The following is a 24960-nucleotide window of genomic DNA, read 5'->3' on the forward strand; positions in this document are numbered from 1 at the left end:
CAAAATGAAATCCTTTAAAGCCGTCGCGGCGGTGGCAATGCTGATTGCAGTGGGCGTTGGCCTGCTACTGTTCTGGCGCCATCAAGAACGGTACCCGTCAACCAAGGATGCCTATGTGGGGGCCAACATCGTCAATGTGGCCGCTCAGGTCACGGGGCGGGTGGACGAGGTTGCGGTCGTAGAAAATCAAGCAGTCAAGGTCGGCGACTTGCTGTTTACAATTGACGACACCCAGTTCAGCGCGTCGGTGGATCAATCCAGGGCAAATCTTGGCAGCGCCGAACAACAGGCGGAGTCCTACGCCACTCAGATCGTTGCAGCCGAAGCTTTGGTTGCGTCTGCACAGTCGGCCTTTGAAACATCCAAGAAAAATCTTGAACGTTCCAAGGCTCTTTTTGCGACCGGCGATCTGGCGCAGGCGTCCTTGGATCAGGCGACATCGGATTTCGCGCAAGTCTCTGCCCGGCTGACAACCAGTCAATCAAGTCTGTTGGCATTGCAAAGCGGTTTGCAGGCCAAACAGGACGGTGTTCTGTCCGCTCGGGCTCAGTTGGAGATTGACGAGGCCAATCTTGCCTGGACCAAAGTTTTTGCAACTGCGGATGGATGGATCGCGAACCTGACATTGCGCCCCGGCTCCGCTGTACCCGCAAACGCGCCTCAGTTTTCGATTGTTGAATCCTCAGAATGGTGGGTGGACGCGAATTTCAAGGAAACGTCTCTGTCACGTATCAAGTCCGGACAGCCTGTAAAAATTCAAATCGACATGCTGCCGGGGGTGACACTAAGCGGGACAGTTGAATCCATTGGCCGCGGATCTGGGGATACGTTTTCATTACTGCCTTCCGAGAATGCCACTGGTAACTGGGTCAAGGTCACGCGCCGCTTTCCAGTGCGGGTCAAACTTGATCCAACGGATGCCCCCTTGCGCGCAGGAGGCAGCACAAAGGTCACGGTAGATACGACTTCGGATCAGGTCGAGGAATGACACCTTCGACCGCAGGCCACGTCAATCGGGTGATCGTCGTCGCCGTGGTGCTGAGCGCCATTCTCGAGGTGTTGGACAGCACGATCGTCAATGTCGCGCTGCCTCATATACAAGCAGCTTTCGGCGCAACCACCGATCAGGCAACGTGGATTCTGACCAGCTATATTGTGTCGGCCGTTATTGTCATGCCCCTTACCGGGTTCGTAGCCCGAAGGGTGGGACGGCGGCGATTGATACTGTCGGCTGTGATCGGTTTTGCCTCCATGTCGGTCATGTGTGGGCTGTCCTGGAGCTTGGAAACGATTGTGGCCTTCCGGTTGGCACAAGGCATGTTCGGGGCTTTCCTAATTCCCTTGTCGCAGTCCATCTTGTTCGATGCCTTCCCGCGCGAGAAACGAGGGCAGGCCATGGCTGTCTTTGGGCTTGGGGTCGTCGTTGCACCGGTACTTGGCCCAACGATTGGCGCGATTTTGACCGAGTATTTCTCGTGGCGAATGGTGTTTTTCGTAAATCTGCCGGTTGCGGCGATGGCGTTGTTGCTTTTGGCCGGAGAATTGCCTGACGACGAAACCGAAGATGTGCGGATCGATTGGAAAGGTCTGGCTTTGTTGGCGATTGGGATCGGTTGCTTGCAATTTGTTCTGGATCAGGGGGAAACCAAGGACTGGCTGTCCTCGCGCGTCATTCAGATTGCACTGATTGCTTCGGTTCTTGGCGCGCTTGGGTTCCTTGTTCACGGCCTGTCCTCAAAAACGCCGGTTGTCGACCTTCGCCTTTTTGCAGACCGAAACTTTGCCCTTTGCAATCTGGTAATCGCAGGATTTGCTATCTCGCTGTTTGGTGGCATTGCCATATTGCCAACCTTTGTACAGAACTTGTTGGACTATCCGGTTATCGAGTCCGGCCACCTGTTCATCCCCCGAGGCATTGCGGCGGGCGTTTCAATGGTTTTGACGGGCGCGGTTTTGTCATCCCGGTTCGATCCACGTGTTCTGGCCGGGCTTGGTATGCTATTGACCGCTATTGGGAATTTCATGCTTGGTGCGCTTAATCTGGACGCGGGGTTCTGGCAGTTGGCCTGGCCGGGCGCGGTAAGCGGGCTAGGCATGGGTCTTGTGTTTGTCCCCATGTCTATTCTGGCGTTTGAGAGCATTTCGCAAGCGCGCCAGGATGAGGCTTCGGGTCTGTTCAATGTCACACGACAGCTTGGATCATCGGTTGGAATTTCTTTGGTTGGAACATGGGTCGTTCGCGGATTGCAGACCAATACATCGGTGCTGGGCCAAAACGTAACGCCGTACAGCACTGCTGCGCAGAACTATCTGGAACCGCTTGGTTTGACGCCGGACAGCGCAGAGGGCGGGGCAATTCTCGGTCAGGAGGTTTCTCGACAGGCCGAGTTGATCTCTTATTTGACCGTATTCAACAATTTGGGTTTGTTGGCGTTGGCGACGATACCATTGCTGTTGTTCTGCAGGGCTCCCAAGCCGGGGGCGCAGGTCGCTGTGCACGCCCATTAGCGGGTGATAACAAGCCCCAGCCAAAGGGCTGACCAACACAGTATGATGCTTAGGACGATGTTGCTTGCGGCCAATGCAATCGTGCGCTCTCGTCTCAGTTCCAGTGATTGATAGGCGAAACTGGAAAACGTCGTGAACCCGCCACAAAAGCCAAAGACCAATCGCCTTTCGTGTTCGCCCATATCGGCGGGACCCCCAAGATAACCGATCCACAAACCCAAAATTAGGCTTCCCAGCACATTGACGATCAGCGTCGAAACTGGAAGATCGTGCCGGATCATCAATGCGATTGCATGGCGCAAAACTGCGCCCAGCCCTCCGCCCAGACCAAACATCGCGTGAAGGAACAGGTCGCTCATTCACCTGACCTCTGGTCAAGGGCATACCGTCCGATCCATTCGCCAAGGATGGCCGCTGTGATACCGATGACGACTTCTAGCCCGGCGGCGGTTGCTGCGTTCGCGACGCTGGTTTCCGCCAGACGCTCGAGCTCTTGGACAAAAGACGAGAAGGTGGACAACCCGCCGCAGAACCCGACGGCGCCAAAATGCAGGACATGAGCATGAACGCGATGTCGGATCGAATAAAGCCAACCCAGAACGAAACACGCCGCGACATTGATCCCGAAGGTCGCGGTAAAAACCGGGGCACCCGGAATCGTCGTTGAAAGGCTTTCTCGCAACAGCGAACCAGCGGCCCCGCCGACAAATACGGCCAAAAACATAAGGGCCCAGGTCCGAAACGCTGGTCGCGTCTTTTTTACAGCCAATGATCCCGCCCAAATTTACCTGTCTTTCCAGATACAGACAGCAAACAACCTGATCAACAGAAGACCCGACTTCACAATGAAGCCCTTTTTTGTGAAGTGCGGCGTAAACTCTTGCAAGCAAACGTGGATCTGCTCAACGATTGGGTAAGATTATGACGGTATCGGAGAGCAAGATGATTGTGCGCAGACTCTATTACATCCTCAGCTATGTTTGCTTGCCGTTAACTCTGCTCTGGGGTTACTTCTGGCCGCCGGCCTACTGGTTTCTGATTGTGCTGGTGCCTTATGCGGTGATCGGGCTTTACGACATGCTGACCACCAAGCACAATGTCCTGAACAATTACCCTGTTCTGGGCCACTTCCGTTACATGTTGGAATTTGTAAGCCCTGAAATCCGCCAGTATTTTGTTGAGACCAATGAAAGCGGTCGGCCCTTTAACCGAATTATCCGGGGTCTGGTGTATTCACGGGCGAAAGGTCAGGTCGATACTCAGGCCTTCGGCACCCAATATGACATCATGACTGTCGGCTATCACCGGGCAAATCATTCTCTGGCCCCCAAAGACGTACCGGAAAGCGAAGAGCGCGTTACATTGGGCGGCCCGCAATGCAAACAACCTTATAGTGCGTCCCGTCTGAATGTCTCGGCCATGAGTTTCGGGGCGCTTAGTGCGAATGCAATTCGGTCACTGAATGGCGGTGCCAAGGACGGTGGGTTCGCTCATAACACGGGTGAAGGGGGGTTGTCGCCGCATCACTTGGCCGAAGGCGGAGACATAATCTGGCAGATTGGCACTGGCTATTTTGGGTGTCGAACCCATGAGGGCGGTTTCGACAAGGACAAATTCGCTGAAAAGGCCCGAAATCCCGTTGTCAAAGCGATTGAGATCAAGCTGTCTCAGGGGGCAAAGCCATCGCATGGCGGCGTATTGCCTGCGGCAAAAGTTGATCAGGAAATCGCGGATATTCGCGGCGTTCCGCTGCATCAGGACGTAATCTCTCCGCCCATTCATTCTGCTTTTGACGGACCGATCGGGCTGCTGGAGTTTGTTCAGCACCTGCGGGACATGTCAGAAGGTAAGCCTATTGGTTTCAAGTTGTGCATTGGTCGCCCATCAGAATTCATGGCGATTTGCAAAGCGATGCTGGAAACTAAAATCCTGCCGGATTTTATCACGATTGACGGTTCCGAGGGGGGTACGGGCGCGGCCCCTGTTGAGTTTACCAACAGGTTGGGGATGCCGTTGAACGAAGCGCTGATCTTCGTGAACAACTGCCTGCGCGGCGTCGGATTGCGAGATAAAATACGGATTATCTGCTCGGGCAAAGTGGCCACCGGGTATGATATGGTGGAAAAATTCGCTCTCGGAGCAGACATGTGCAACGCCGCCCGTGCAATGATGTTTGCAGTCGGATGCATTCAGGCCTTGCACTGTAATACCAATCGCTGCCCGTCCGGTGTGGCAACGCAGGATCCGGTGCGGGGGCGTGCGGTGAATGTTCCTCAGAAACGCCAACGCGTGCACAGGTATCATGACGCCACGCTCGAGAGCTTCCGTGAGCTGTTGGGCGCCATGGGCAAAAGCACGGTGTCAGAATTGCGCCCGTCGGACATTCGACGCCGAACCGCAGATGAGCGAGAGCATTCGTATGGGGAACTCTACACATTTCTGGAGGAGGGGGCGCTGCTGACGGAGTCGATCCCTGCCGAGTTCAAGGCCGATTGGGACTTGGCACAGGCATCCCGGTTCTGATTTTTTTCAAGAACCGCCAAGGATTGACCTTTGTGATCCGTCTTACCATTCGTGATGCGCATGAGTACTTCGGATGAGGATCTTGCAATGGCCGCCGCCAACGGTGACGCGAACGCGTTTGCCGCCCTGTTAGAGCGCCATTACGACCGGATATTCCGGCTGGCGTTTCGCCTGTCCGGACGCGCCGACCAAGCCGAGGATTTGACGCAGGACATCTGCCTGACACTACCAGCCAAAATCACGGGATTTCGCGGGGATGCGCGATTTACGACTTGGCTCTATCGGGTGGTCGTAAACGCTGCTGAAGACGCGCGGCGAAAGCGCGCCAGCCGTAGCCGCGCTGCAGATGGCTGGGGGGATGTCGAGCAGATGCGACGAGCCGAGGCAGCCGAGACCGCAGAGGCCGTCGACTGGTTGCAGCGCGCAATGCGGGCGTTGCCGACGGAGTTACAAGACACTTTGGCGTTAACGCTGGAAGACGAACTGACCCATGCTCAGGCCGCTGATGTGCTGGGTGTCTCTGAAGGCACTGTGTCCTGGCGGATGTCTGAAATCCGAAGACGTCTCCGCGCCATGCGAGATGAGGAGCTGGCCGATGACAGATGATTTGGACAAGCTGATTTCCATGATGGATGCGGCCACCCCAACGCCCGACGCCAATCGGCGGGCCGCAAATGTGGCTTTGGCTCAGGAAAACTTCGTGGCAGCCCAAGGAACGGGCGCCACGAAACGTCCCACTGTCAAGCGAGGCCCGTTGGCCCGCCTGTCAGAAGGAGCCAAATTGATGTTGAATGCCCTGTCTCACCGTGGAGTTCTAACGGCGACAACGGCCATCGCCGCTGTCGCATTGGTCGTCATCCTGCCCCAGACGCGGGACACTGTCGTCCGGCCCAGTTTTCGGGTTGAAGACCACCTACCGCAACCTGTCGCCGAATTGGATCGCGAAGAAGTCGCTCCGTCTCAATCACCAGAAGTCTTGTTAGATGAAGCATCCGAACCTGTCGCGACAAGCAAACGACAGGAAACTGCTTTGTCGCAAGCAGACCAGTCGACCATCAGGATCGGTAGGGGTGCGGTGATGGAAGCGCCCGCAATCGTCGCTGTGCCGGCAGAGCGCTCGCTCAGTAAGCGGATTGAACAGAACACCGAAGCGTTTTCGAACGGGGAGACAAATCCACTTAAGGTTACGTTGGAAGAGCCTGTTTCCACGTTTTCGATCGACGTCGATACGGCCTCCTATTCGATTGTGCGCTCGTCGCTTCTGAATGGTCACCTGCCGCCGCCCGAGGCCGTTCGGGTCGAAGAAATGGTGAATTATTTCCCGTATAGCCATCCTGTGCCAAAAGGGGACGCCCCATTTCGTCCGTCCATTACCGTCAGCCCGACACCTTGGAACGAGGCGACGCAATTGGTTCATATCGGTATCCAGGGGGCATTGCCCGAAATTGCTGATCGTCCCCCTCTGAATTTGGTCTTTCTGATCGACACATCGGGTTCGATGCAGGATCCAAACAAGCTGCCTTTGCTGAAGCAATCGTTCCGTCTGTTGCTGGCGGAATTGCGACCCGAAGACCAGGTCTCGATCGTTACTTATGCAGGCAGTGCGGGGCAGGTTCTTGAGCCGACCAGCGCAACAGAGAAATCTAAAATTCTGAACGCGTTGGACAGGCTTCAGGCAGGTGGATCAACCGCGGGGCAGGCAGGATTACAGCAGGCTTACCAAGTTGCTGAAACCATGGGTTCAGAGGGCGAGGTTACGCGCGTTCTTTTGGCCACGGATGGCGATTTCAATGTCGGTTTGTCCGATTCCGAAGCACTGAAGGATTTTATTGCCCGCAAGCGTGACAGCGGCACATATCTCAGCGTTTTGGGTTTTGGCAGAGGAAATCTGGATGATGCAACGATGCAGGCGTTGGCGCAAAACGGCAACGGGCAGGCGGCTTATATAGATACATTGGGTGAGGCGCGGAAGATTCTGGTTGATCAGTTGACCGGCGCATTATTCCCGATTGCAAATGACGTGAAAATTCAGGTTGAATTCAACCCCGCGCAAATCGCCGAATACCGCCTGATCGGGTATGAAACCCGCGTTTTGCGGCGTGAGGATTTTTCGAATGACAAGGTAGATGCCGGTGATATTGGCGCAGGCCACAGCGTGACCGCGATCTACGAAGTCACCCCGGTGGGCTCTGACGCGATCCGGAACGGCCCGTTGCGGTATGGCGAGCAAGCTGTTTCCAACGGGTCAGAAGAAATTGGGTTCTTCAAGATGCGCTACAAAGAACCCGGTGCGCAACAAAGCCGTTTGATCGAACAGCCCATTCTTTCTGAGCAGGGAGAGATCACGGACGATGTGCGGTTCTCATACGCAATAGCTGGCTTTGGACAATTGCTGAGGGCTGGGGCGTATCTTGGGGGTTGGACCTTTGATGATGCAATCCGCCTGGCCAATACTGCGCGCGGCGAAGACCCTTTTGGCTACAGAGCCGAAGCCGTTACGCTGATGCGCATTGCACAATCATTGGGTCGGTGAACTGGGACGGGCGCTGTCAGACAGCGCCCATTTTCGATCGCGTCTAGAACGACCTTGGATTGTTTGCGGCGTGGGTGTGAATCTTACGGATACTCCACTCGACCGCGTCGCGCATGGTCTTGCCCAAGGCGACATCGAAAGCTGTGACCAAGTCTTCAGTTTGATCACTGGCGGCAACGACGTTTTCCTGGAACGAGCTAGATGCGATGATCTTGTCCTCAAACTCATCGATGATCTTGATGTTCATCCGAACCTCGACCCGCACGGTCGAGGAATTGTCGGTCTCGCTTACGACTATACCTTGGAATTCGCGCAGGTCGGGAACAACAACATAGTCTGCTCTTAGGCCAACAGTTGATCTGCCGACGGCGGCCACTTTGCCGCTGTTTTCAAAACTCTCAACCAACAAAGTTTGAACGATCAGCGGCGCGCGATCTACCCATCGGGCCCTAGATAAGTACTGCACCTGCAAGGGGGTGGGCTGAATTGCGATCTGATCCGTGTTGACTGCGGCAGTCGCCGAAGGCTCTTCGACAACGATCTGCCTTTGGACGCGCGGCAGGGACGAGGAAAAGGTGCTTTTTGGTGTCAAAAGATAAAGATCGTTTGGCTTGGATGCCTGCTGAAGCGTGCCCAGCCCGGTGCAACCGGCCAACGAAACGATCGCCAGAGCGGTAAGAAATGACCTGATCATTGGCGAAACTCCGATGCTTGGGTCCCTAGTAAGAAGCGAGCGGGGTCCCGTTCGACCCTGTCCACCAACCGATCCAAGCTGACGACCAAACGCTGAGACTCTTCGATGAAGCGCGTGAATTGGGGCAAGCCAACTCGCAAAAAGTCGGACAGTTGACGCCGGTTGTCCTGCACGATGCCGTCGATGGTTCCTAGAAGTTCCGAGGCGGATTGTGACGCGCTTAAGATATCGTCTGAGATTTCGTCCAAACGCTCGGTGACGTTGGTAACGGTGGATGCCACCTGATTGGCCGCATTGCGGATATCTGCCATAACCTGACCGACATCCTCGTCAATTATGCGATTGGCCGAGTCAAAAGCGCGTTCCGCCGATGTCAGCGTTTTTTGAGCGGTATCCATCGCACCCGTAACGGAGCCCAGTGTCTCGTTCGCGTTGAGGAATGTTTCCGTCGCCGTCGCCAGCGCCACAGAGCCTTCGTTAGAAAGACCGGTCAGATTTTCAGCCAGGGTCGACGCCCGGTCAAGAAACGGTTTGAGGTCCTGTTGAATGATCCGGTCAGCGGACTCGATGGTGGTTTTCGCGCTTTGCAGGGTCTCAGTTGCCGATTCAGACGCGGTTTTCACGCTGTTGAGCGTATCCGTTCCCGTTGAAAGTGTGGTTTCTGCAGTATCGGCGAGTTGATCCAGACGTTTCGAGAATGCCGAAATTTCTTTGGCGGCGCCACCAAGGTCCGAGGAAAGTGATTCAAAGTCTGAAAGTGTCTTGTCCAACCGGCCCGTTGCCTGTGCCACGTTTTCCAGAATATCCGATACGGCCGCACGGTTTTTTTCATCCACGATCTTGTTGACGTCCTCAAGCAGTGTGATCGCTTTTTCCAGCAGCAGCGGCGCGCCTTCGAACAAGGATTGAATCGCACTTCGCTTGCTTTTGATCAGGCTGTTTTGCGGAAGACGTTCTGCAGTCGGAGAGCCCCCCGTTAGTTCCACGTAACTGACTCCTGTGACTCCCAGCGACTGAAGTTGCGCAATTGTTTCGTTCGTGACAGGGATTTCTGCGTCAATTTCAATGCGGACCCGCACTTTGGATGGGTCTTCTTCATCCAGATCCAACGAGATCACCTGACCTACGGGAAGACCATTGAAACTGACCCCGCCGGCCGCCGACAGGCCCGATACGTTGTCGAATAGCACGTCGTAGTAGGCGTATTGGCGCGACACTTCGAATTTTGCCAGCCACAGGAAGAACCCAAATGCTCCGAGAATACCCGCAAGGGTAAATGCGCCGATCAGGATATAGTTCGCTCGGGTTTCCATAACGTCTACCTGTCTTGCCCCTTCTCTTGCGCAGCACGCGCGCGGGGGCCCGTAAAGTATTCCTGAACCCAAGGATGATCGACTTTGGTCATTTCTTCAATCGGGCCTTCAACAAGCACGCGTTTTTCTGCAAGAACTGCGACGCGATCGCAAATGGCATAGAGGCTGTCCAGATCATGTGTGACCATAAATACCGTTAAGCCGAGCGCGTGTTGCAATTCGCCGATCAATTCGTCATAGGCCGCGGCACCAATGGGATCCAGACCGGCTGTCGGTTCATCAAGAAAAACGATTTCCGGGTCCAGCGCGAGCGCCCGTGCAAGTGCAGCGCGTTTACGCATCCCCCCCGACAGTTCGGACGGAAATTTGCCGCAGCTCAATTGCGGCAGCCCTACCAGACTGATTTTTAACCCACCAAGCGCGGTCATCAGGCTTTCGCTCAGCCCTGTATGTTCGCGCATCGGGGCCATCACGTTTTGAAGGACAGTCAGCGACGAAAAGAGCGCGCCGTCCTGAAACGCCACCCCCCAACGTTGTTCGATACGCTGTCGTTCCTGTTCGGGGCCGTTCAAAACGTCGACCCCCAGCACGTCGATGCTGCCGGCTGCCGGTTTGTTCAGCCCGACGATTGTACGCAACAGAACCGATTTGCCCGTGCCAGAGCCTCCGACGATGCCCAGAACCTCGCCGCGCCAGACATCTAGGTTTAGATCCTGATGTACAACTTGCGGGCCGAATTGATTGGTCAGATTGCGAACGCGAATTACGGCCTCGCGTTTTGTGTCGGTCTTTGCGGTATTCTCAAGGGGTGTCCCGTCCATTTCAGACCCCCATGACAGAGAAAAAGATTGAAAACAGGGCGTCCAGCGCAATGACCATGAAGATGGATTGAACGACCGAAGCGGTCGTGCGCTGCCCAACACTCTGGGCCGAGCCTTTGACCTGCATTGCCTGCCAACAAGCGACGACTCCGATGACCAGTGCAAAGAATGGCGCTTTGATCATCCCAATGGCAAAGTGCCAGATGCCGGTGTTCTCCTTCAGCCGGGTCGCAAACATGCCCGGGCTGACATCAAGGTCGATCCAGCTCATCAACCCTCCGCCAAACAGGGCGGCCATGTCAGCTATGAAGCCCAGGATCGGCAGCATGATCAGTAGGGCGACAACGCGAGGGATCACCAGTACTTCGATGGGATCCAACCCCAAGGTTCGCATCGCGTCAATCTCTTCCTGCACTTTCATCGAACCTATCGAGGCCGTGAATGCCGATCCAGACCGACCCGCCACAATAATGGCCGTCAGCAGAACACCCAATTCCCGCAGGACTGAGATTGAGATCAGTTCGACGACAAAAATTTCGGCGCCAAACTGCTTGAGCTGCGTTGCGCCTTGAAAAGCCAGAACAACGCCGATCAGAAAACCCATCAAGGCCACAATCGGGATCGCCTTGAATCCGACCTCCTCCATCTGCGACACCAATGCGGCACGGCGCAGCCGGCGCGGCATCAGGACAGTTCTGAACAGACGATGCAAGGTCAGGCCCAGAAACCCCAGAATCGACAGGCTGTCGTTCCAGCCTCCAACCGTTCGTTTGCCAATACTCTCAACCCAGTCGGCAAAGTTGCGGTGATGTGTTGCGGCGCCCGGTTCGTCGGGGATGTTTTTGGAAACCGTGTCAATCAGGTCGGAATATGCAGGTGTCACACCCTGAAACTGAACATCTGCCCCCGTTGCCTGAACACGGCGCGCAAGGTCGGCGACAAGCCAGGCGCCGCCGGTGTCCAGGGCCTGCACATTCGTCAAATCCAGCACGACCGAGGTCCCGTCAGGTTTGAAAGAAGAAAAAGCGTTTTCAACGCTGCTGAGGGACTGCGTCACCAATTCACCTGAAACCTTGAGGTAAACGCCGTCGGCGTTCCATTCAGATTGAATCGCTGGTTGTGTCATGGGCGTATGTGATGTGAAACCGCGTTGCGCTGCAATGCATTTTTGCAGGCCAACCGGGGAATGTGGCTTAACAACAGCGCGTTCGCGTCGGTTCCTTTGGCCTTGTTTGTCAGGGCCATGAACTTGCTTAGGGCCGGGCAAGGGGCGTTTGGATTTCCGCGCGACAATCTTGTTGCTCGCGACCGCGAACCAAGACAGAGTTTGCCCGGACCCACGTCTACGGAATCATGGAGAATGGAATGCGGCGCGCGGGAAATGCCCTGTTCATCATCATAGATCAATTGCGGGCCGATTGTCTGAACGGAGCGTTGGCCGCGCATGTCGACTTGCCGAATCTGCGGGAGTTCATGACGGATGCCGTTACATTTGACCGCCATTATTCCGTGACGAATCCGTGCGGACCGTCCAGAGCGTCGATTTTGACAGGCCAATACGCGATGAACCATCGTTCAGTGCGCAATGGAACGCCTTTGCGGCATGACACACCAAACATTGCCACCGAGGTGAGAAAGGCTGGGTACGTGCCGTTGCTGTTCGGCTATACCGACACTACGGCAGACCCAAGGGTTCACGACCCCAATGACCCGATCTTGCGATCCTATGAAAACCCGATGTCCGGGTTCGAAGAAGTTGTCGAAATGCGGTTGGAGGAATCTTACCCTTGGCGATCCCATCTTTTGCAAAAGGGTTATGAATTCGACGATTACTGGGACGTCCATAAACCCGTAGCCCCAGACGCAAGCAAAGCCCGCCTTAATGACCCAGCCATGTACGAGGCCCAAGACAGTGATACCGCGTTCCTGACAGACGTATTCCTGAACAGCATGGCGTCGCGCGTAGGTGAGTGTTGGTTCGCACACTTGACCTATATCCGACCACATCCGCCGCTGGTGGCCCCCGCGCCTTATAACAACATGTATGATCCGACGGCTTTGCCCCGGCCTGTTGGCTTTGCCGACGCAGACAGCGAGCGGGCTTTGCATCCTTTCTTTGGGCCGACGATGGCCAAACAGACACCTGCCGATTTTGTTTTGGGTTTCGACCAGGTCGACCCGACACCCGAGAACATCCAGACGCTAAGAGCCGTGTACCTGGGGCTGGCTACCGAGGTGGATCATCACGTGGGTCGTGTTCTCCGGTTTCTCAAGGACAGCGGCCAGTACGACGACACTTTGGTAGTCATCACCGCCGATCACGGTGAGATGCTGGGGGACCGACATAGTTGGGGCAAAATGACTGTCTATGATGCGGCCTACCACACGCCTCTGATGATCCGCTTACCTGGAAATCAGGCTCGGGCAGGCGCGGTTGTATCAGAACCAACCGAGTCCATAGATATCACCCCAACCATTCTGGAGTGGGTTGGACAAACGATCCCAAACTCGATGGACGGGCGATCCCTTATGCCGGTCCTGCACGGGCAGGTCCCGGATGATTGGCGCAGCTATACGTTCAGCGAATTGGATTTTTCCCAACCAGAAAGACCAACCATCTGGCAGAGAGAACTGGGAACCGGCCACAGCGACTCATGCCTTGGAATACTGCGCGACACCCGGTTTACACTGGTTGAATTCGCCGCGGACGTGGCGCCCATGCTGTTTGATCACGCTGCTCAGGGAGAGATGGAGAACGTCGCTGAAAAGCCAGAATACGGGACTGAACTTGCACGCCTGACGCGCCTTATGTTGCGCCATCGGATGCGAAATATGGACCATACTTTGTCCCTTCACTCGATCACGCCAGATGGGCCTATGTCGAAAGACCGGTTTTGAAGTTCACCCAACCTGTCACGCCGAACCCCCCTACACCTGCGATAATTCCGGTGTTACGCATGAGGGGTGCGGAGGGCGGATTTGAACATTACTGAAGAACAAATCAAGACTATGACAACCGCGGGCCTTAACCTTATTGGGCAGGGTTTGTCTATTTATGACAATCAGTTACGGCTGGTTGTCAGCAATCGCCCGTTCCAGGCCATGTTTAACCTGCCTGATCACCTTGTCGAACCCGGTTCGCTGTTTCGCGATACAATCCAATACCTTGCTGAAAACGGCGAGTATGGAGATGACGCCAGTGTCGTGGAAATTGTCGAAACGCGCGTCGCTCAGGCACTGACATTCGAGCCACATTACCTGGAGCGGGTACGTTCTAATGGTCAGGTTATTTCCGTTGAAGGCGCCCCATTGCCAAATGGCGGCTGGGTGGCCGTTTATACAGACATAACCAATACTAAACAGGCTGAGGCATTGCTGCGTGCCCGATCGGTTGAGCTGTCCAGTCAGCTTCTGGACCGCGCTGAAGAGCTGTCCGCAACCAATCGAAAACTGGCGGCGACAAACGCAGCTTTGGAAGAGGCCAAGCGTCAGTTGACCGAGATCGAAGCCCGCACGCGCATGACGACCGAGATGATGCCAGCTCATATCGCGCATTTGGATGCCGAGGGGCGGTACGATTATTCCAACCGACGGCTTAATTCCGTCATGCCCGGACGCCCATCCGAGATTTTGGGAATGCATATCGAACGGGCATTGGGCGCGGCCTCTTACGCGCGTGTCCAGCCGCACCTTAAAAAAGCCTATGAGGGTGAAACCTCGGTTTTTGAATTCACCGAAGATCAGGGATCCAGACGTATCCGCGTGTCCTTTACGCCAGACAGTGTGGGCGGCGTCTATGTCATGTCAGTCGACATTACTGAAGAGACACAGGCGCGGGTTGCTCTGCAGCAGACACGCAGACGGGCCATGGCCGCACAAATGACAAGCGGGCTGGCGCATGACTTTTCCAACCTGTTGACGATCATCCTTGGAATGCAATCCCGGTTGGACAAGATGGATCTGCCGGAACCTGCGCGCGAATTGGTGGCAGCGACACAACAGACTGCCCGGCGGGGTGGGCAACTGCTCAACCGTATCGCCGATATGACGGGTAGCCGGACACCTCAGCCAAAGGCGACCGATATGCGTGGTTTACTAGAAGACCTGCGCATTCTGGCGTCACCCTCTTTGCCGCGAGGGGTCGGTTTGTCGGTGGTAAACACTCTTCCGGACGAAGCTTTGATGCTGGATCCCGGAATGCTGCAGGATGCGCTACTGAATCTTGTTCTCAATGCGAGAGATGCGTGTGGCGAAACGGGTCAGATTACGATCAGCGCCCATACAGTGGGTTCGATTTGGGTCGAAGTCACAGTGTCGGACACTGGTCCGGGGTTCTCTGCCGATGCCTTGAAGAAAGCATTGAACCCGTTTTTTACCACCAAGGGCAGCGAAGGGTCAGGTCTGGGTTTGCCGATGGTGTATGACACGGTGAAACTGGCCGGTGGTGATCTGATCTTGCGCAATACTCCGTCGGGGGCTTCGGTTGTTTTGCGATTGCCCTATCGACCGGCGCCACCTGTTCAGGAAGGTATGGTTCTTTTGGTCGAAGACAGTGACGACCTGCGCAGTCAGTTCCGTGACATGCTGGTTGATCTTGGTTTTTCGGTGATCGAGGCGACATCGGTGGATGAAGCCCTGGCGCTTGCGTCAGATATCGAGGATATCGTGCTGGTGCTTTCTGATATTCGTCTTGAAGGTGAAGGCACCGGGTTGGATTTGCTGGATCGGTTAAAGGCCAAGTTGCCATGTATCCTGATGACGTCCTTACCTTACTCCGACCCCTTGCATCGAAAGGCGCTGACGCTTGCGCCGGTTCTGCGTAAACCCTTTACGAGGGCTCAATTGTCCGCCCTGATCCGCTCGGAGGCTGCGTGATGACTCAACCTTTGGTTACAATCGTCGATGACGAACCCGAGATCCGCCGGATTTTAACTGAAGCGCTCGAAGATGCGGGGTTCAAGACTCAGAGTTTTTCACGGGCCCGCGAATTTGAGGCGTCGCTGAAACGTGTCACGCCGGATGTCTGTCTTGTGGATTTGTCCTTGCCCGATACCGATGGCCTTGCGTTGGTTCACAGGCTTGCGCTGGAACAGGGTGCGGCGGTGATTATCATTTCCGGCCGGGCGCAAGTGCAGGATCGAGTAACAGGGCTGGAGCTTGGCGCGGATGACTATATCACTAAGCCCTTTGATCCGGCAGAAGTCGTTGCACGCGTCCGGGCAAGGCTGCGGTCGCCACGATCCCAGGCCACACAGTCGGACGCAGCACGGTTTAACGGATGGACGGCGTATTTCGACCGTTACATCCTTGAGAACAAAACTGGGCAAGAAACCCCGTTCAGCCACGCCGAGGGTGAGGTTCTACGGCTGTTTCTGGAAAGCCCAAAAAGGCTGATAAGCCGCGCCCAAATGCAAGAAGCGTTAGGCGGAGCGGCGGGTGAAAGTTTTGACAGGGCCATGGATGTCAGAATTTCCCGTTTGCGTACAAAGTTGGGTGAAGACCCAAAAAACCCTCGCCTGATCAAGACAATCTATGGTGCCGGCTACATATTCCTTGGGGATGTGGACTGGCTGTAGCGCGGCGGGCGATGGTCTTGAAACTCGCAGAAAGACCAATCGTCTTGCTGCGTATGTCACCGCAAAATCGGCCTGGTTTTGACCCAGCCCCCTGAAAAAAGTGCGGCTTGAAGGCAAGGAAAGCAGCTATCCTGAAGAGTTGTCAGGAGGTCAGCAACAAAGGTTTGCGATTGCAAGATCATTGGCAATGAACCCGGATGTCATGTTGTTCGATGAAGTGACCGCCGCGTTGGACCCGGAGACTGTCAAAGAAGTGCTGGTGACTATCAAGAAATCTTCGATCCATCAAAAGAAGACCTACCAAGCGCCTGAATTCTGAGCAGTCTAACCATAGCTGTACTGACAAAAGATGAGTCTTACACTCGAAACTATTGACTCGCTGCGACAAGTTGTACATTCTCTATACCGACACATATGTGCCGAAATATAGAACAACAGCGGAGTTACGAAAATGCAAGTCAAAGGTTTAGCGGCAGGATTGGCCGTTGCCGCAGGGCTCACATTCCCAAGCCTGGCGATGGCAGAAAGCCCCACCATCAAAGCAATCCAGGACCGCGGCACCTTGTTGTGCTCGGGCCACAACGGTTCCTATTTCGGTTTTGTCGAAGTGAATGACAAAAACGAGTGGAAAGGCCTGGATATCGATCTTTGCCGCGCGATGACGACAGCGCTGCTGGGCGACCCGGAAAAGGCAAAGATCGTCCCGCTAAGCTGGGCGCAGCGTTTCCCCGCACTGCAATCGGGTGATGTGGATGTCATCATTAAAGCCACTGGCTGGACCATGGGCCGTGACACTGAGCTGGGTCTTCAATTCTCGATCCCCTACTTCTTTGGCGGCGCGCAGTTCATGGCGCACGGCAATCTTGGGATCACAGAAGCTAAAGATCTGGAAGGCGGCACAATTTGTGTTGAAGCTGGCACCACGATCGAGCGTATTGCAGCTAACTACCTGCAAAGCCTTGGCGTTGAACACACAATGGTCAGCTATGAAAAAGCATCGGAACTGCGTGCGGCTTATCTGGCCAACCGCTGTGACAGTTTTGTCGCCTGGGGTCCATTCCTGGCGGTTCTGCGTGCTACCGAGATCGAAAACCCCGACGCACATGTGATCCTAAACGATCAACTGTCGAATGAGCCGATCTCGGCCGCGATGCGTCAGGGGGATGAAGACTTTGTCGACTTCACCAATTGGATGCTGGCCGCTCTGCTGATTGCCGAAGAAGAAGGCATCACCTCAGAAAATGTTGAGGAAATGGCAACCAACCCGCCCAACCCGAAAATCGCGCGCCTGTTGGGTGCAGAGCCGGGCATGGGTGAGCGTCTGGGCATTCGTGACACATGGGCCAAAGAGATGATCGCAGCCGTAGGCAACTATGGTGAGATTTACCATCGCAACCTTGGTGACAACAGCCCGTACAAACTGGAGCGAGGTCTGAACAACCTCTGGAGCCACGGTGGCGTTCTGTACGCCCCGCAGCTTGACTAAGCACTGACTTAGCCTCGGGGCCGCACGATGTTGCGGCCCCGCATCCTCCCCTAAAATCAGAAGATAAAGAGCCATGGACGCATCCGAACTGAAGGCGCGCGCCAACAGGCGCAAATTGATCATTCAAAGTGCGCTGATCGTATTTTCTGCGCTTGTCGTCATCAGCGCCATCCAAAGTGCCAAGGTCAATCTGAATGCGCTGGGTCTTGCCAGCGGCTTTGGGTTCCTTGAACGGTCAACCGGCTGGTCCTATTCTTTCTCATTGATAGACCGGGATATCAACGACAGCTACGCCCGGACCCTGACTATAGGGTTCCTGAACACTGTTTTCCTGGGCTTTCTGACAATTGTGCTATCCACGGTCTTTGGGTTTCTTATCGGGACATTCCGCGATGCGCGGAACCCGGCACTGAAAACCGCTGCGACGGTCTATATCCAGACTTTCCGGAACATTCCGCTGATCCTGCAAGGTATCTTCTGGTACGCCGTTGTGATTCACTTACCGGGGCCTCGGCAGGCGATGAACCTTGGCGAAGCGATTTTTCTGTCCAATCGCGGGCTGATGGTTCCGCTGCTCAATGTGTCGCTTACCGTTGCCTTTATCATGGTATTGGTTCTGATCGCTGCAGCATTCTTCCTGTCACGGATGAAGATCAGCTTTGCCAAGATCGTGTTAGCGCTGATCGGTCTGACCTTTTTGATGGTCCTGGTCGCAACCGGGCTGACGGTTCCGGCGGGTGAGGGCGCGATTTCCTGGCCTGCGCTGAAGGGTCTGCGGTTTGAGGGCGGTTTGACGATCTCACCCGAGCTGCTGGTCATGATTATCGCCATCACGCTGTATGGCTCGGCCTATATCGCCGAGGTTGTGCGCGGTGGCCTTGCCGAAGTGCCCAAAGGCCTGATCGAGGCCGGTGAGGCGTTGGGGCTGACCCCGCGTGCGATCTGGGCGCGGATCAAGATGCCCATGGCGCTGCGGACGATTATTCCGCCGCTTGGCAACCAGTGGATTTTCATCATGAAAGCCACAACCATCGGTGTTGCCATCGGGTTCTCTGATCTGTTCTACATCGTCTCTACTTCGATCACGCAGTCCGGGCAGACGCTGGAACTGATCGCCATCCTCATGGGCGCTTTCCTACTAGTCAATTTCTCGATTGCTCAGTTCATCAACTGGCTGAACGAAAGCCTCAAACTGAAGGCGCATTGATATGGCTGACGCGGTACTTAACAAGAAATTCGACTGGGAGAAATTCCGTCGCCGTTCGTTCGCCACACCGACGGATTCGATCATCACGGTTGTTGTCTTTGCAGGCCTCGCATGGCTGGTCTGGCAAGCGCTCAGCTGGGGTGTTTTCCACGCGGTGTGGAGCGCGGATAATGTCGCGGAATGCGGCCATGGCGGGGCGTGCTGGTCGGTCATCGATGCCCGGCACCGGCTGATCCTGTTTGGTCTTTACCCGTATGACGAACACTGGCGGTCGGCCTTAGCCTGTCTGGCGATTATCGGCACGGTTATCATTTCGTGTTTCCCTTGGACCTGGTCGGCCAAGCGCCTGTCGACCATCTGGATCGTGGGCTTCGCCACCTACTTCCTGTTGATGGAGGGCAGCCTGTTGGGTCTGCCGCAGGTTACCACTGACCAGTGGGGCGGTTTGGCGCTGACGCTGTTCCTGTTCTCCAGCGTTGTTTTGATCGGCATGCCGATGGGACTGGGTCTGGCGCTGATGCGCCGGTCCGAGATGCCCGTCGTGCGCGGCTTTGCCTCATTGGTGATCGACACGATCCGCTCCCTACCGTTGCTAACGACTCTCTTCACAGCCGCAGTGGTGATCCCAATCTTGCTGCCAAGCTGGCTGGAAGGGGATAAGATCTGGCGCGTGATCATTGCTTTTGGCTTGTTCTTCGCTTGCTATCAGGCCGAAGTGCTGCGTGGTGGTTTTCAGGCCATCACCAAGGGGCAGTTCGAAGCGGGAAAGGCGCTGGGTCTGACCTATTGGCAGATTCTGGGGCGCATTGTGCTGCCGCAGGTGTTCCGTCACGCGCTGCCTGCCACAGTCAACAACGTAGTTGTGACCTTCAAGGAAACCGCGATCGTGATCATCATCGGGTTCTTTGATGTGCTCGCCTCCGCCAATGCGGCCTTCGGGACCGGTGAATGGGCGCCATATTACATCGAGGTGCTGGCCTTTGTCGCCGCGATCTACTGGGTCTTCCTGTTTGGCCTTGGCCAGTACGGCGAATACCTCAAGCGGCGCATGAAAGTTGCAGAGCGGTAATCTCCCCAACCTCCCCTTTGAAATCCGTTCCTGCAAAAGCAACCGCCCATCTAGAATCAGATGGGCGGTTTGTTTTTTATGTGAGTGGTGGTTTGGGAGTTAAAGCTTGTTGATGGGGGTCTTGAGCATCATGTTCCCCTCACCGTCCTCGGGCACCTCACCGGCGCGCATGTTCACCTGAAGCGAAGGCAGGATGAGTTTTGGGACGGCCAGCTGCGCGTCGCGCTCCGTGCGGAACTTGATGAATTCTTCCCGCGATTTGCCGCCGCCAACATGGATGTTCTTGGCCTTTTGCTCGCCAATGGTGGTTTCCCATGAAATCGCGCGCCCTCCGGGGCCGTAATCGTGGCAGATGAAAAGCCGCATCTCGTCAGGCAGCGAAAGAACCCGCTGGATCGAGTCATAAAGCTGCCCGGCATCGCCGCCTGGGAAGTCGGCGCGGGCTGATCCTCCGTCCGGCATGAACAATGTGTCGCCGACAAAAACGGCGTCACCGATCACATGGACCATACAGGCCGGTGTGTGACCCGGTGTGTGCAACGCAAAGCAGGACATGCCGCCCAGCTGATACGCTTCGCCATCCGCAAAAAGCGCGTCAAACTGCGAGCCGTCGCGCTGGAACTTTGTCCCTTCGTTGAAGATCTTGCCAAAGGTGTCCTGAACGGTTTGCACATGCTCGCCTATGCCGATCTTGCCGCCCAGCTCCTGCTGCAGGTAAGGCGCGGCTGACAGGTGGTCGGCATGGACATGGGTTTCAATGATCCATTCAAGGGTCAGATCGTTCTCGCGAATATAGGCGATGACCTGATCAGCGCTTTCAAAGGTCAGGCGGCCCGCTGCAAGGTCGAATTCCATCACCGGATCGACAATGGCGCAGGCTGTCGAACCGGGGTCGCGCACGACATATGTGATCGTGTTAGACCCCGGGTCAAAGAAACCAGTAACAACCGGTTTTTGCCTCAGATTGACCGATGGGATCGCCATAAGGCACCTCTTTCTTAGTCGAGCGTTACCGTTCCATTTGGGCTTTCCAGAAAAAAGGATAGCGCAGTGGGGCCCTTGGAAATCTCTGCCAGATGCGAGATTTGAAGTTTCTCAAACATGTCCTTCAGACGTGCGGCATTAGGCGTTTGTACCTGCACCTTCGAGAGCGTCACGCTCAGGTTCTGCTGACCCGTTGACGGGTGCGGGCCGGGGGACCATTCGATGAATGCCGGTAGCAGACCGTTTTCCGGCAGATGTCCGTCTTTTGGGACCGTCAGGCGCCAAGTGCGGTCGCCGCGCTGGAAATGAACTACTTCGCCCAGATCAACCGGGCTTGCGGCGATGACGGCGTCCAGATCGTCGGTATTGACCACCCAGCACAGGGCGCGCGGGCGCTCTTTCAGGCGGGCCTGAGTGGCTGGGTCGTCCAGAGTGAACCAGCGGACGCGGCCCGGATCCGCTGCCTCGGGGTCGATTGCAATCAGTTCGAAAAAGCTCTCGTTACCCGCCTGCATGACGCAGTTATGCGTGCTCATCGCGTCGTGTTTGGACCCTTGCGGGACTTCGACACCCAATGCGTCTTTCATCGCGGACACGCCCTGCGCCAATGTATCGGCACCGATGGCAAAATGGTCGATCTTGTTGAGCATCCTGATTCCTTATTGGTCAAGCAGGGGAAGGGCGTTGGCGAGATCCGATTTCAAACTTTCAAGATCCTCCAACCCGATATTGAAGCGGACGAGCTGGCCGGGTTCCGACCATTTGGTCGCGGTGCGAACTGGTGTGACGGGCAAGACAAGGCTTTCGAACCCACCCCAGCTTACGCCGATGCCGAAATGGTGCAGCGCCTCGACAAACTTGCGCACCGCGCTTTCGCTTGTCGTGTGGAACACCACACCAAACAGACCGGCCGCACCGGTAAAGTCCCGCGCCCAGTTCTCGTGACCGGGGCAAGAAGGCAGCGCCGGGTGCAAAACGGTTTTCACTTGTGGCTGTTCAGCAAACCACTTGGCCATCTCAAGACCGGCGGCGTTGAAATGATCCATCCGCAACTTTAGGGTTCTGAGGCCGCGTAGGGCCAGCAATATTTCTTGACCGCCGGTTTTGTCGCCGATCTGCATAACTGCCTTGCGGACAATCTTGCCGTAGGCCGCGTTACTTGCAGTGATCCCAAGCATGCAATCGGAATGGCCCGAGATGTATTTGCTGCCTGAATAGACAACGATATCGACACCCCACGACAGTGGCTGGCTGAAAACGGGTGTTCCCCAGGTATTGTCCAGTACCGTCGGTACATTTGCCGATTTTGCCGCGGCTGCGATGGCCCGGATATCGGGCATCTCGAAGGTTCCCGATCCGGGGCTTTCAAACATGATCGCCGCAGTTTCCGTGCGGATCAGATCGCTGATTGCGCTGCCGATCATTGGATCGAAATACTCAATCTCAACCCCTTGCTGGGTCAACAGTCCGTCACAAAAGACACGGGTGTTGCCATACACGTTGTCGGCCACCAGCACATGCGTGCCGGGGCGGGCCAACGCCATGAGCGTCGTGGTGATAGCCGCCACACCGGAGGAGGTCAGGGTAACAGCCCCAGCCTCCTCCAGCCGTGCGAGCGCTTGTTCCAGTTTGTGAGTGGCTGCATTGCCGTAGCGCCCGTAGTATAGGGTTCCGCTTCCGTAGCGCGCGTCGCGGGCCGCTTCAAACTCGGACAACGTGTCAAACACCATTGTCGAGCCGAGTTCGATCGGCATATTTACGTGGCGCCCCTCAACACGATCGGGGCGTCCGTCCTGCACAAGGCAGTCGGATACGTTGAATGGAGTGTCCTGCACTTTTGTGCCCTCTATGTTGATCAGCATGATGACAGCCTCGTATTTTTGTGTCAATATATGGAAAGAGAGTTTTTCATACCGGAACAAAGACGTGAACGCAGACACTTCCCGGACCTTGACAGGAAATCATTGGGGGACTGGTATTTCCGAAACCAAAGGCGGTAAACTCATAGCGGTTCACCCGCATCCGAACGACCCGAATCCTTCAGACATCAACCGCAATATTGCTTCAAGCCTGAACGGGCGCGCACGCGTGCTGCGCCCGGCGGTCCGTCGTGGCTGGCTGGAGGGTGAAGGCACGCGCGGGCGCGACAGCTTTGTCGAAGTCAGCTGGGACGACGCGCTGGACCTGATAGCCTCGGAACTGACCCGCGTTCGGGAGTCTTACGGCAACGAAGCGATCTTTGGCGGTTCGTACGGGTGGTCCAGCGCAGGGCGCTTCCATCATGCGCAAAGCCAGCTCAAGCGCTTTCTGAACACCCAGGGGGGATTTGTCCGCTCGGAAGGCAATTACAGCTACAACGCTGCCTTGGTTCTGATGCCTCATATTGTCGGGCCTTTTCGGACGCATGTTGCGCAGGCAACCCGATGGCCCGTGGTCGCCGAGCATTCCGATTTGGTGGTGATGTTCGGTGGTATGGCGACGCGCAATACGCAGGTCAGCGATGGCGGTGTGGCGCGGCACAGGATGATGGATAACCTGAAAGCCTGTGCCGCGAAGGGCGTGAAATTCGTGAACTTCAGCCCGTTAAAAAGAGATGCTGCGGACGAGATCGGGGCTGAGTGGCTGCCGCCCAAACCCGGCACAGACACGGCCGTAATGATGGGGCTGGCGCATACGTTGCTGACCGAAGGCCTGCATGACCGGGGTTTCCTTGACCGCTATACGGTCGGTTTCGACAAGTTTGCCGCCTATCTGCGGGGCGAGGATGATGGGATCAAAAAATCCGCCGGTTGGGCGGCGTCTATCTCGGGCATTTCCGCCGAGCGCATTTCCTCTTTGGCGCGGGAAATGGCCGCGGGTCGTACAATGGTTGCCTGTGCCGCAGCGCTCCAGCGCGCAGACTACGGTGAACAGCCTTTGTGGATGACGGTTACCTTGGCCGCGATGCTCGGGCAGATTGGGCTTCCGGGGGGCGGTTACATCGTCGGCTACGGTGTCAATGCCAATATCGGCAATATCGAGCGGCCGTTCCGCTGGGGAGGATTGCCGCAAGGCAAGAATTCGGTTTCGGATTTCATCCCAGTGGCGATGATTTCAGAAATGCTTCTGAACCCGGGTGGTGCATACAAATACAATGGTGAAGACCGCGTCTTCCCTGATATCAGAATGATTTGGTGGGCCGGAGGGAATCCGTTCCACCACCATCAGGACCTGCGGCGACTTCACGACGCGTTTCAAAGACCTGAAACTATAATTGTGAATGAACTGAACTGGACCGCTACTGCGCGACACGCGGATATTGTTCTGCCGGTGGCCGCACCACAGGAGCGCACGGATATCGGTGGCGGTAAATCGGACAACGCTCTGGTGCCCATGCCCGCCAGTACGAAACCGCGCGGGGACGCCCGGATCGAGTTTGACATTTATACCGAACTCTCTCGGCGCCTGGGTAACGCGGATCAGTTCACCGAAGGGTTGGGCCAGGACGGTTGGTTGCGCCGAATCTGGGCACAGACACAAGAGGCAGCACTTAGAAGCGGAGAGCACTTACCGGCTTGGGAAGCTTTTATCCAAGGCGATGTGGTGGAAGTGCGCGATCCCTCACCGGCGCAAGTTTTTTTGGCCGATTTTAGACAGGACCCGGATGCGAACCCATTGCCGACGCCCAGTGGCCGCATAGAAATATACTCTGACCGCATTTCGGGCTTTCAGTTGGGCGATTGCCACGGACATCCGACGTGGTTGGAGCCGCGTGACACCGTAGCGGCCACACATAGTCTGTATCTGCTTTCGGGCCAGCCGGGCACCCGGCTGCATTCGCAGCTAGACAATGGCGAATATAGCCTCAGCCTAAAGGTGCAGGGGCGGGAACCGGTTTTGATCCATCCTGATGACGCGGCTGACCGGGGCATCTCGGATGGCGATGTCGTTGAATTATTCAATGGCCGGGGCCGTTGTTTGGCTGGGGCCCGTGTTACGCCCGATATTATGAAGGGTTGCGTCTTTTTGTGGACTGGAGCCTGGTATGATCCTGACTACAACGCTCCACAGCAGCGAGACCGACACGGTAACCCAAACACTTTGACCCATGATTTGCGGACGTCGAGTCTGACACAAAGTCCGGCATCGCATTCAACGATGGTGGACATGCGGCGCTTCGAAGGGGACGTTCCCGAACTGACTGTTCATGAGCAACCTGTATTTGAAGCTGTTTCGCGTTCTGCTATACAGAACAGGTAGCGTGGAA

Annotated in this window: 21 protein-coding genes and 1 pseudogene; 13 read left to right on the forward strand and 9 right to left on the reverse strand. The window is 55.9% G+C overall.

Features of this window, described 5'->3' with window-relative positions; all coding sequences use genetic code 11:
* The first annotated feature begins 4 nt into the window (after positions 1–4).
* Positions 5–988, forward strand: coding sequence for an HlyD family secretion protein (locus GOX73_RS13925; RefSeq protein WP_171123421.1), 984 nt, complete (start codon positions 5–7; stop codon positions 986–988).
* Positions 985–2508 (forward strand): DHA2 family efflux MFS transporter permease subunit, encoded by a 1524-nt coding sequence (locus GOX73_RS13930; protein ID WP_171134978.1) that lies wholly within the window; start codon positions 985–987, stop codon positions 2506–2508. The genes GOX73_RS13925 and GOX73_RS13930 overlap by 4 nt, the downstream gene beginning before the upstream one ends.
* On the opposite strand, the gene crcB is transcribed toward GOX73_RS13930, so the two are convergent.
* Both crcB and GOX73_RS13940 read right to left on the reverse strand, forming a co-directional pair.
* On the reverse strand, positions 2505–2867 hold the full coding sequence (crcB, locus tag GOX73_RS13935; RefSeq protein ID WP_171123417.1) for a fluoride efflux transporter CrcB: 363 nt from the start codon (positions 2865–2867) through the stop codon (positions 2505–2507). The genes GOX73_RS13930 and crcB overlap by 4 nt on opposite strands.
* A complete protein-coding gene (locus GOX73_RS13940) occupies positions 2864–3277 on the reverse strand; it encodes a CrcB family protein (RefSeq protein ID WP_254429204.1) in 414 nt (137 codons plus the stop codon). Before GOX73_RS13940 ends, crcB begins: the two co-directional genes overlap by 4 nt.
* A gap of 173 nt (positions 3278–3450) precedes the next feature.
* Here GOX73_RS13940 and GOX73_RS13945 point away from each other — a divergent pair, with 173 nt between their 5' ends.
* From GOX73_RS13945 to GOX73_RS13955, 3 genes are read left to right on the forward strand one after another with little or no spacing between them, the layout of a single operon-like run.
* On the forward strand, positions 3451–5031 hold the full coding sequence (locus GOX73_RS13945; protein WP_171123414.1) for an FMN-binding glutamate synthase family protein: 1581 nt from the start codon (positions 3451–3453) through the stop codon (positions 5029–5031).
* A 60-nt stretch (positions 5032–5091) separates the two neighbouring features.
* Complete coding sequence (locus GOX73_RS13950; RefSeq protein WP_171123412.1) at positions 5092–5637, forward strand: RNA polymerase sigma factor; 546 nt, start codon at positions 5092–5094, stop codon at positions 5635–5637.
* The gene (locus GOX73_RS13955; RefSeq protein WP_171123410.1) at positions 5627–7564 is read left to right on the forward strand and encodes a VWA domain-containing protein; all 1938 of its coding nucleotides are present in this window, start codon (positions 5627–5629) and stop codon (positions 7562–7564) included. The genes GOX73_RS13950 and GOX73_RS13955 overlap by 11 nt, the downstream gene beginning before the upstream one ends.
* Before the next feature lie 43 nt (positions 7565–7607).
* Here the strand turns inward: GOX73_RS13955 and GOX73_RS13960 are convergent, their stop codons facing one another.
* The 4 genes from GOX73_RS13960 to GOX73_RS13975 are packed head-to-tail and all read right to left on the reverse strand — an operon-like array spanning position 7608 to position 11518.
* On the reverse strand, positions 7608–8258 hold the full coding sequence (locus GOX73_RS13960; RefSeq protein ID WP_171123408.1) for an ABC-type transport auxiliary lipoprotein family protein: 651 nt from the start codon (positions 8256–8258) through the stop codon (positions 7608–7610).
* Positions 8255–9571, reverse strand: coding sequence for an MlaD family protein (locus GOX73_RS13965; RefSeq protein ID WP_171123407.1), 1317 nt, complete (start codon positions 9569–9571; stop codon positions 8255–8257). The genes GOX73_RS13960 and GOX73_RS13965 overlap by 4 nt, the downstream gene beginning before the upstream one ends.
* Positions 9572–9576: 5 nt before the next feature.
* Positions 9577–10392 carry an ABC transporter ATP-binding protein gene (locus GOX73_RS13970; RefSeq protein WP_171123405.1) on the reverse strand — a complete coding sequence of 272 codons (816 nt, stop codon included), beginning with the start codon at positions 10390–10392 and terminating at the stop codon, positions 9577–9579.
* Position 10393: 1 nt separating this feature from the next.
* Complete coding sequence (locus GOX73_RS13975; protein ID WP_171123403.1) at positions 10394–11518, reverse strand: ABC transporter permease; 1125 nt, start codon at positions 11516–11518, stop codon at positions 10394–10396.
* A 239-nt stretch (positions 11519–11757) separates the two neighbouring features.
* On the opposite strand from GOX73_RS13975, the gene GOX73_RS13980 reads away from it, so the two are divergent.
* The 7 genes and pseudogenes from GOX73_RS13980 to GOX73_RS14010 all read left to right on the forward strand — a co-directional run bounded on the left by GOX73_RS13980 (position 11758) and on the right by GOX73_RS14010 (position 19730).
* A complete protein-coding gene (locus tag GOX73_RS13980) occupies positions 11758–13290 on the forward strand; it encodes a sulfatase-like hydrolase/transferase (RefSeq protein ID WP_171123401.1) in 1533 nt (510 codons plus the stop codon).
* A 111-nt stretch (positions 13291–13401) separates the two neighbouring features.
* Positions 13402–15267, forward strand: a complete 1866-nt coding sequence (locus tag GOX73_RS13985; protein ID WP_371808635.1) for a PAS-domain containing protein — start codon at positions 13402–13404, stop codon at positions 15265–15267.
* On the forward strand, positions 15267–15968 hold the full coding sequence (locus tag GOX73_RS13990; protein WP_171123397.1) for a response regulator transcription factor: 702 nt from the start codon (positions 15267–15269) through the stop codon (positions 15966–15968). Before GOX73_RS13985 ends, GOX73_RS13990 begins: the two co-directional genes overlap by 1 nt.
* A 91-nt stretch (positions 15969–16059) precedes the next feature.
* A pseudogene (locus GOX73_RS13995) lies at positions 16060–16227 on the forward strand (ATP-binding cassette domain-containing protein); the annotation flags it as partial.
* Positions 16228–16419: 192 nt separating this feature from the next.
* Positions 16420–17454 (forward strand): amino acid ABC transporter substrate-binding protein, encoded by a 1035-nt coding sequence (locus GOX73_RS14000; RefSeq protein WP_171123395.1) that lies wholly within the window; start codon positions 16420–16422, stop codon positions 17452–17454.
* Positions 17455–17527: 73 nt separating this feature from the next.
* On the forward strand, positions 17528–18661 hold the full coding sequence (locus GOX73_RS14005; protein WP_171123393.1) for an ABC transporter permease subunit: 1134 nt from the start codon (positions 17528–17530) through the stop codon (positions 18659–18661).
* Between the two features lies 1 nt (position 18662).
* Complete coding sequence (locus GOX73_RS14010; RefSeq protein WP_171123391.1) at positions 18663–19730, forward strand: amino acid ABC transporter permease; 1068 nt, start codon at positions 18663–18665, stop codon at positions 19728–19730.
* A gap of 99 nt (positions 19731–19829) precedes the next feature.
* On the opposite strand, the gene GOX73_RS14015 is transcribed toward GOX73_RS14010, so the two are convergent.
* The 3 genes from GOX73_RS14015 to metC are packed head-to-tail and all read right to left on the reverse strand — an operon-like array spanning position 19830 to position 22576.
* Positions 19830–20714, reverse strand: coding sequence for an MBL fold metallo-hydrolase (locus tag GOX73_RS14015; RefSeq protein WP_171123388.1), 885 nt, complete (start codon positions 20712–20714; stop codon positions 19830–19832).
* 14 nt (positions 20715–20728) lie between these two features.
* Positions 20729–21364 carry a VOC family protein gene (locus GOX73_RS14020; protein ID WP_171123386.1) on the reverse strand — a complete coding sequence of 212 codons (636 nt, stop codon included), beginning with the start codon at positions 21362–21364 and terminating at the stop codon, positions 20729–20731.
* 9 nt (positions 21365–21373) lie between these two features.
* On the reverse strand, positions 21374–22576 hold the full coding sequence (gene metC, locus GOX73_RS14025) for a cystathionine beta-lyase (RefSeq protein WP_171123384.1): 1203 nt from the start codon (positions 22574–22576) through the stop codon (positions 21374–21376).
* A gap of 64 nt (positions 22577–22640) precedes the next feature.
* Here metC and GOX73_RS14030 point away from each other — a divergent pair, with 64 nt between their 5' ends.
* Positions 22641–24953, forward strand: coding sequence for a molybdopterin-dependent oxidoreductase (locus GOX73_RS14030; RefSeq protein ID WP_371808608.1), 2313 nt, complete (start codon positions 22641–22643; stop codon positions 24951–24953).
* The last annotated feature ends 7 nt before the right edge of the window (positions 24954–24960 follow it).

The organism is Ruegeria sp. HKCCD7221 (assembly GCF_013031225.1).
Classification (GTDB): domain Bacteria; phylum Pseudomonadota; class Alphaproteobacteria; order Rhodobacterales; family Rhodobacteraceae; genus Ruegeria.

What these genes read in the sequence shown, in the direction of transcription:
- GOX73_RS13925 (WP_171123421.1), top strand. Translation starts at nt 5, where the DNA reads ATGAAATCCTTTAAAGCCGTCGCGGCGGTGGCAATGCTGATTGCAGTG.
- GOX73_RS13930 (WP_171134978.1), top strand. Translation starts at nt 985, where the DNA reads ATGACACCTTCGACCGCAGGCCACGTCAATCGGGTGATCGTCGTCGCC.
- crcB (WP_171123417.1), bottom strand. Translation starts at nt 2,867, where the DNA reads ATGAGCGACCTGTTCCTTCACGCGATGTTTGGTCTGGGCGGAGGGCTG.
- GOX73_RS13945 (WP_171123414.1), top strand. Translation starts at nt 3,451, where the DNA reads ATGATTGTGCGCAGACTCTATTACATCCTCAGCTATGTTTGCTTGCCG.
- GOX73_RS13950 (WP_171123412.1), top strand. Translation starts at nt 5,092, where the DNA reads ATGAGTACTTCGGATGAGGATCTTGCAATGGCCGCCGCCAACGGTGAC.
- GOX73_RS13955 (WP_171123410.1), top strand. Translation starts at nt 5,627, where the DNA reads ATGACAGATGATTTGGACAAGCTGATTTCCATGATGGATGCGGCCACC.
- GOX73_RS13960 (WP_171123408.1), bottom strand. Translation starts at nt 8,258, where the DNA reads ATGATCAGGTCATTTCTTACCGCTCTGGCGATCGTTTCGTTGGCCGGT.
- GOX73_RS13965 (WP_171123407.1), bottom strand. Translation starts at nt 9,571, where the DNA reads ATGGAAACCCGAGCGAACTATATCCTGATCGGCGCATTTACCCTTGCG.
- GOX73_RS13970 (WP_171123405.1), bottom strand. Translation starts at nt 10,392, where the DNA reads ATGGACGGGACACCCCTTGAGAATACCGCAAAGACCGACACAAAACGC.
- GOX73_RS13975 (WP_171123403.1), bottom strand. Translation starts at nt 11,518, where the DNA reads ATGACACAACCAGCGATTCAATCTGAATGGAACGCCGACGGCGTTTAC.
- GOX73_RS13980 (WP_171123401.1), top strand. Translation starts at nt 11,758, where the DNA reads ATGCGGCGCGCGGGAAATGCCCTGTTCATCATCATAGATCAATTGCGG.
- GOX73_RS13985 (WP_371808635.1), top strand. Translation starts at nt 13,402, where the DNA reads ATGACAACCGCGGGCCTTAACCTTATTGGGCAGGGTTTGTCTATTTAT.
- GOX73_RS13990 (WP_171123397.1), top strand. Translation starts at nt 15,267, where the DNA reads ATGACTCAACCTTTGGTTACAATCGTCGATGACGAACCCGAGATCCGC.
- GOX73_RS14000 (WP_171123395.1), top strand. Translation starts at nt 16,420, where the DNA reads ATGCAAGTCAAAGGTTTAGCGGCAGGATTGGCCGTTGCCGCAGGGCTC.
- GOX73_RS14005 (WP_171123393.1), top strand. Translation starts at nt 17,528, where the DNA reads ATGGACGCATCCGAACTGAAGGCGCGCGCCAACAGGCGCAAATTGATC.
- GOX73_RS14010 (WP_171123391.1), top strand. Translation starts at nt 18,663, where the DNA reads ATGGCTGACGCGGTACTTAACAAGAAATTCGACTGGGAGAAATTCCGT.
- GOX73_RS14015 (WP_171123388.1), bottom strand. Translation starts at nt 20,714, where the DNA reads ATGGCGATCCCATCGGTCAATCTGAGGCAAAAACCGGTTGTTACTGGT.
- GOX73_RS14020 (WP_171123386.1), bottom strand. Translation starts at nt 21,364, where the DNA reads ATGCTCAACAAGATCGACCATTTTGCCATCGGTGCCGATACATTGGCG.
- metC (WP_171123384.1), bottom strand. Translation starts at nt 22,576, where the DNA reads ATGCTGATCAACATAGAGGGCACAAAAGTGCAGGACACTCCATTCAAC.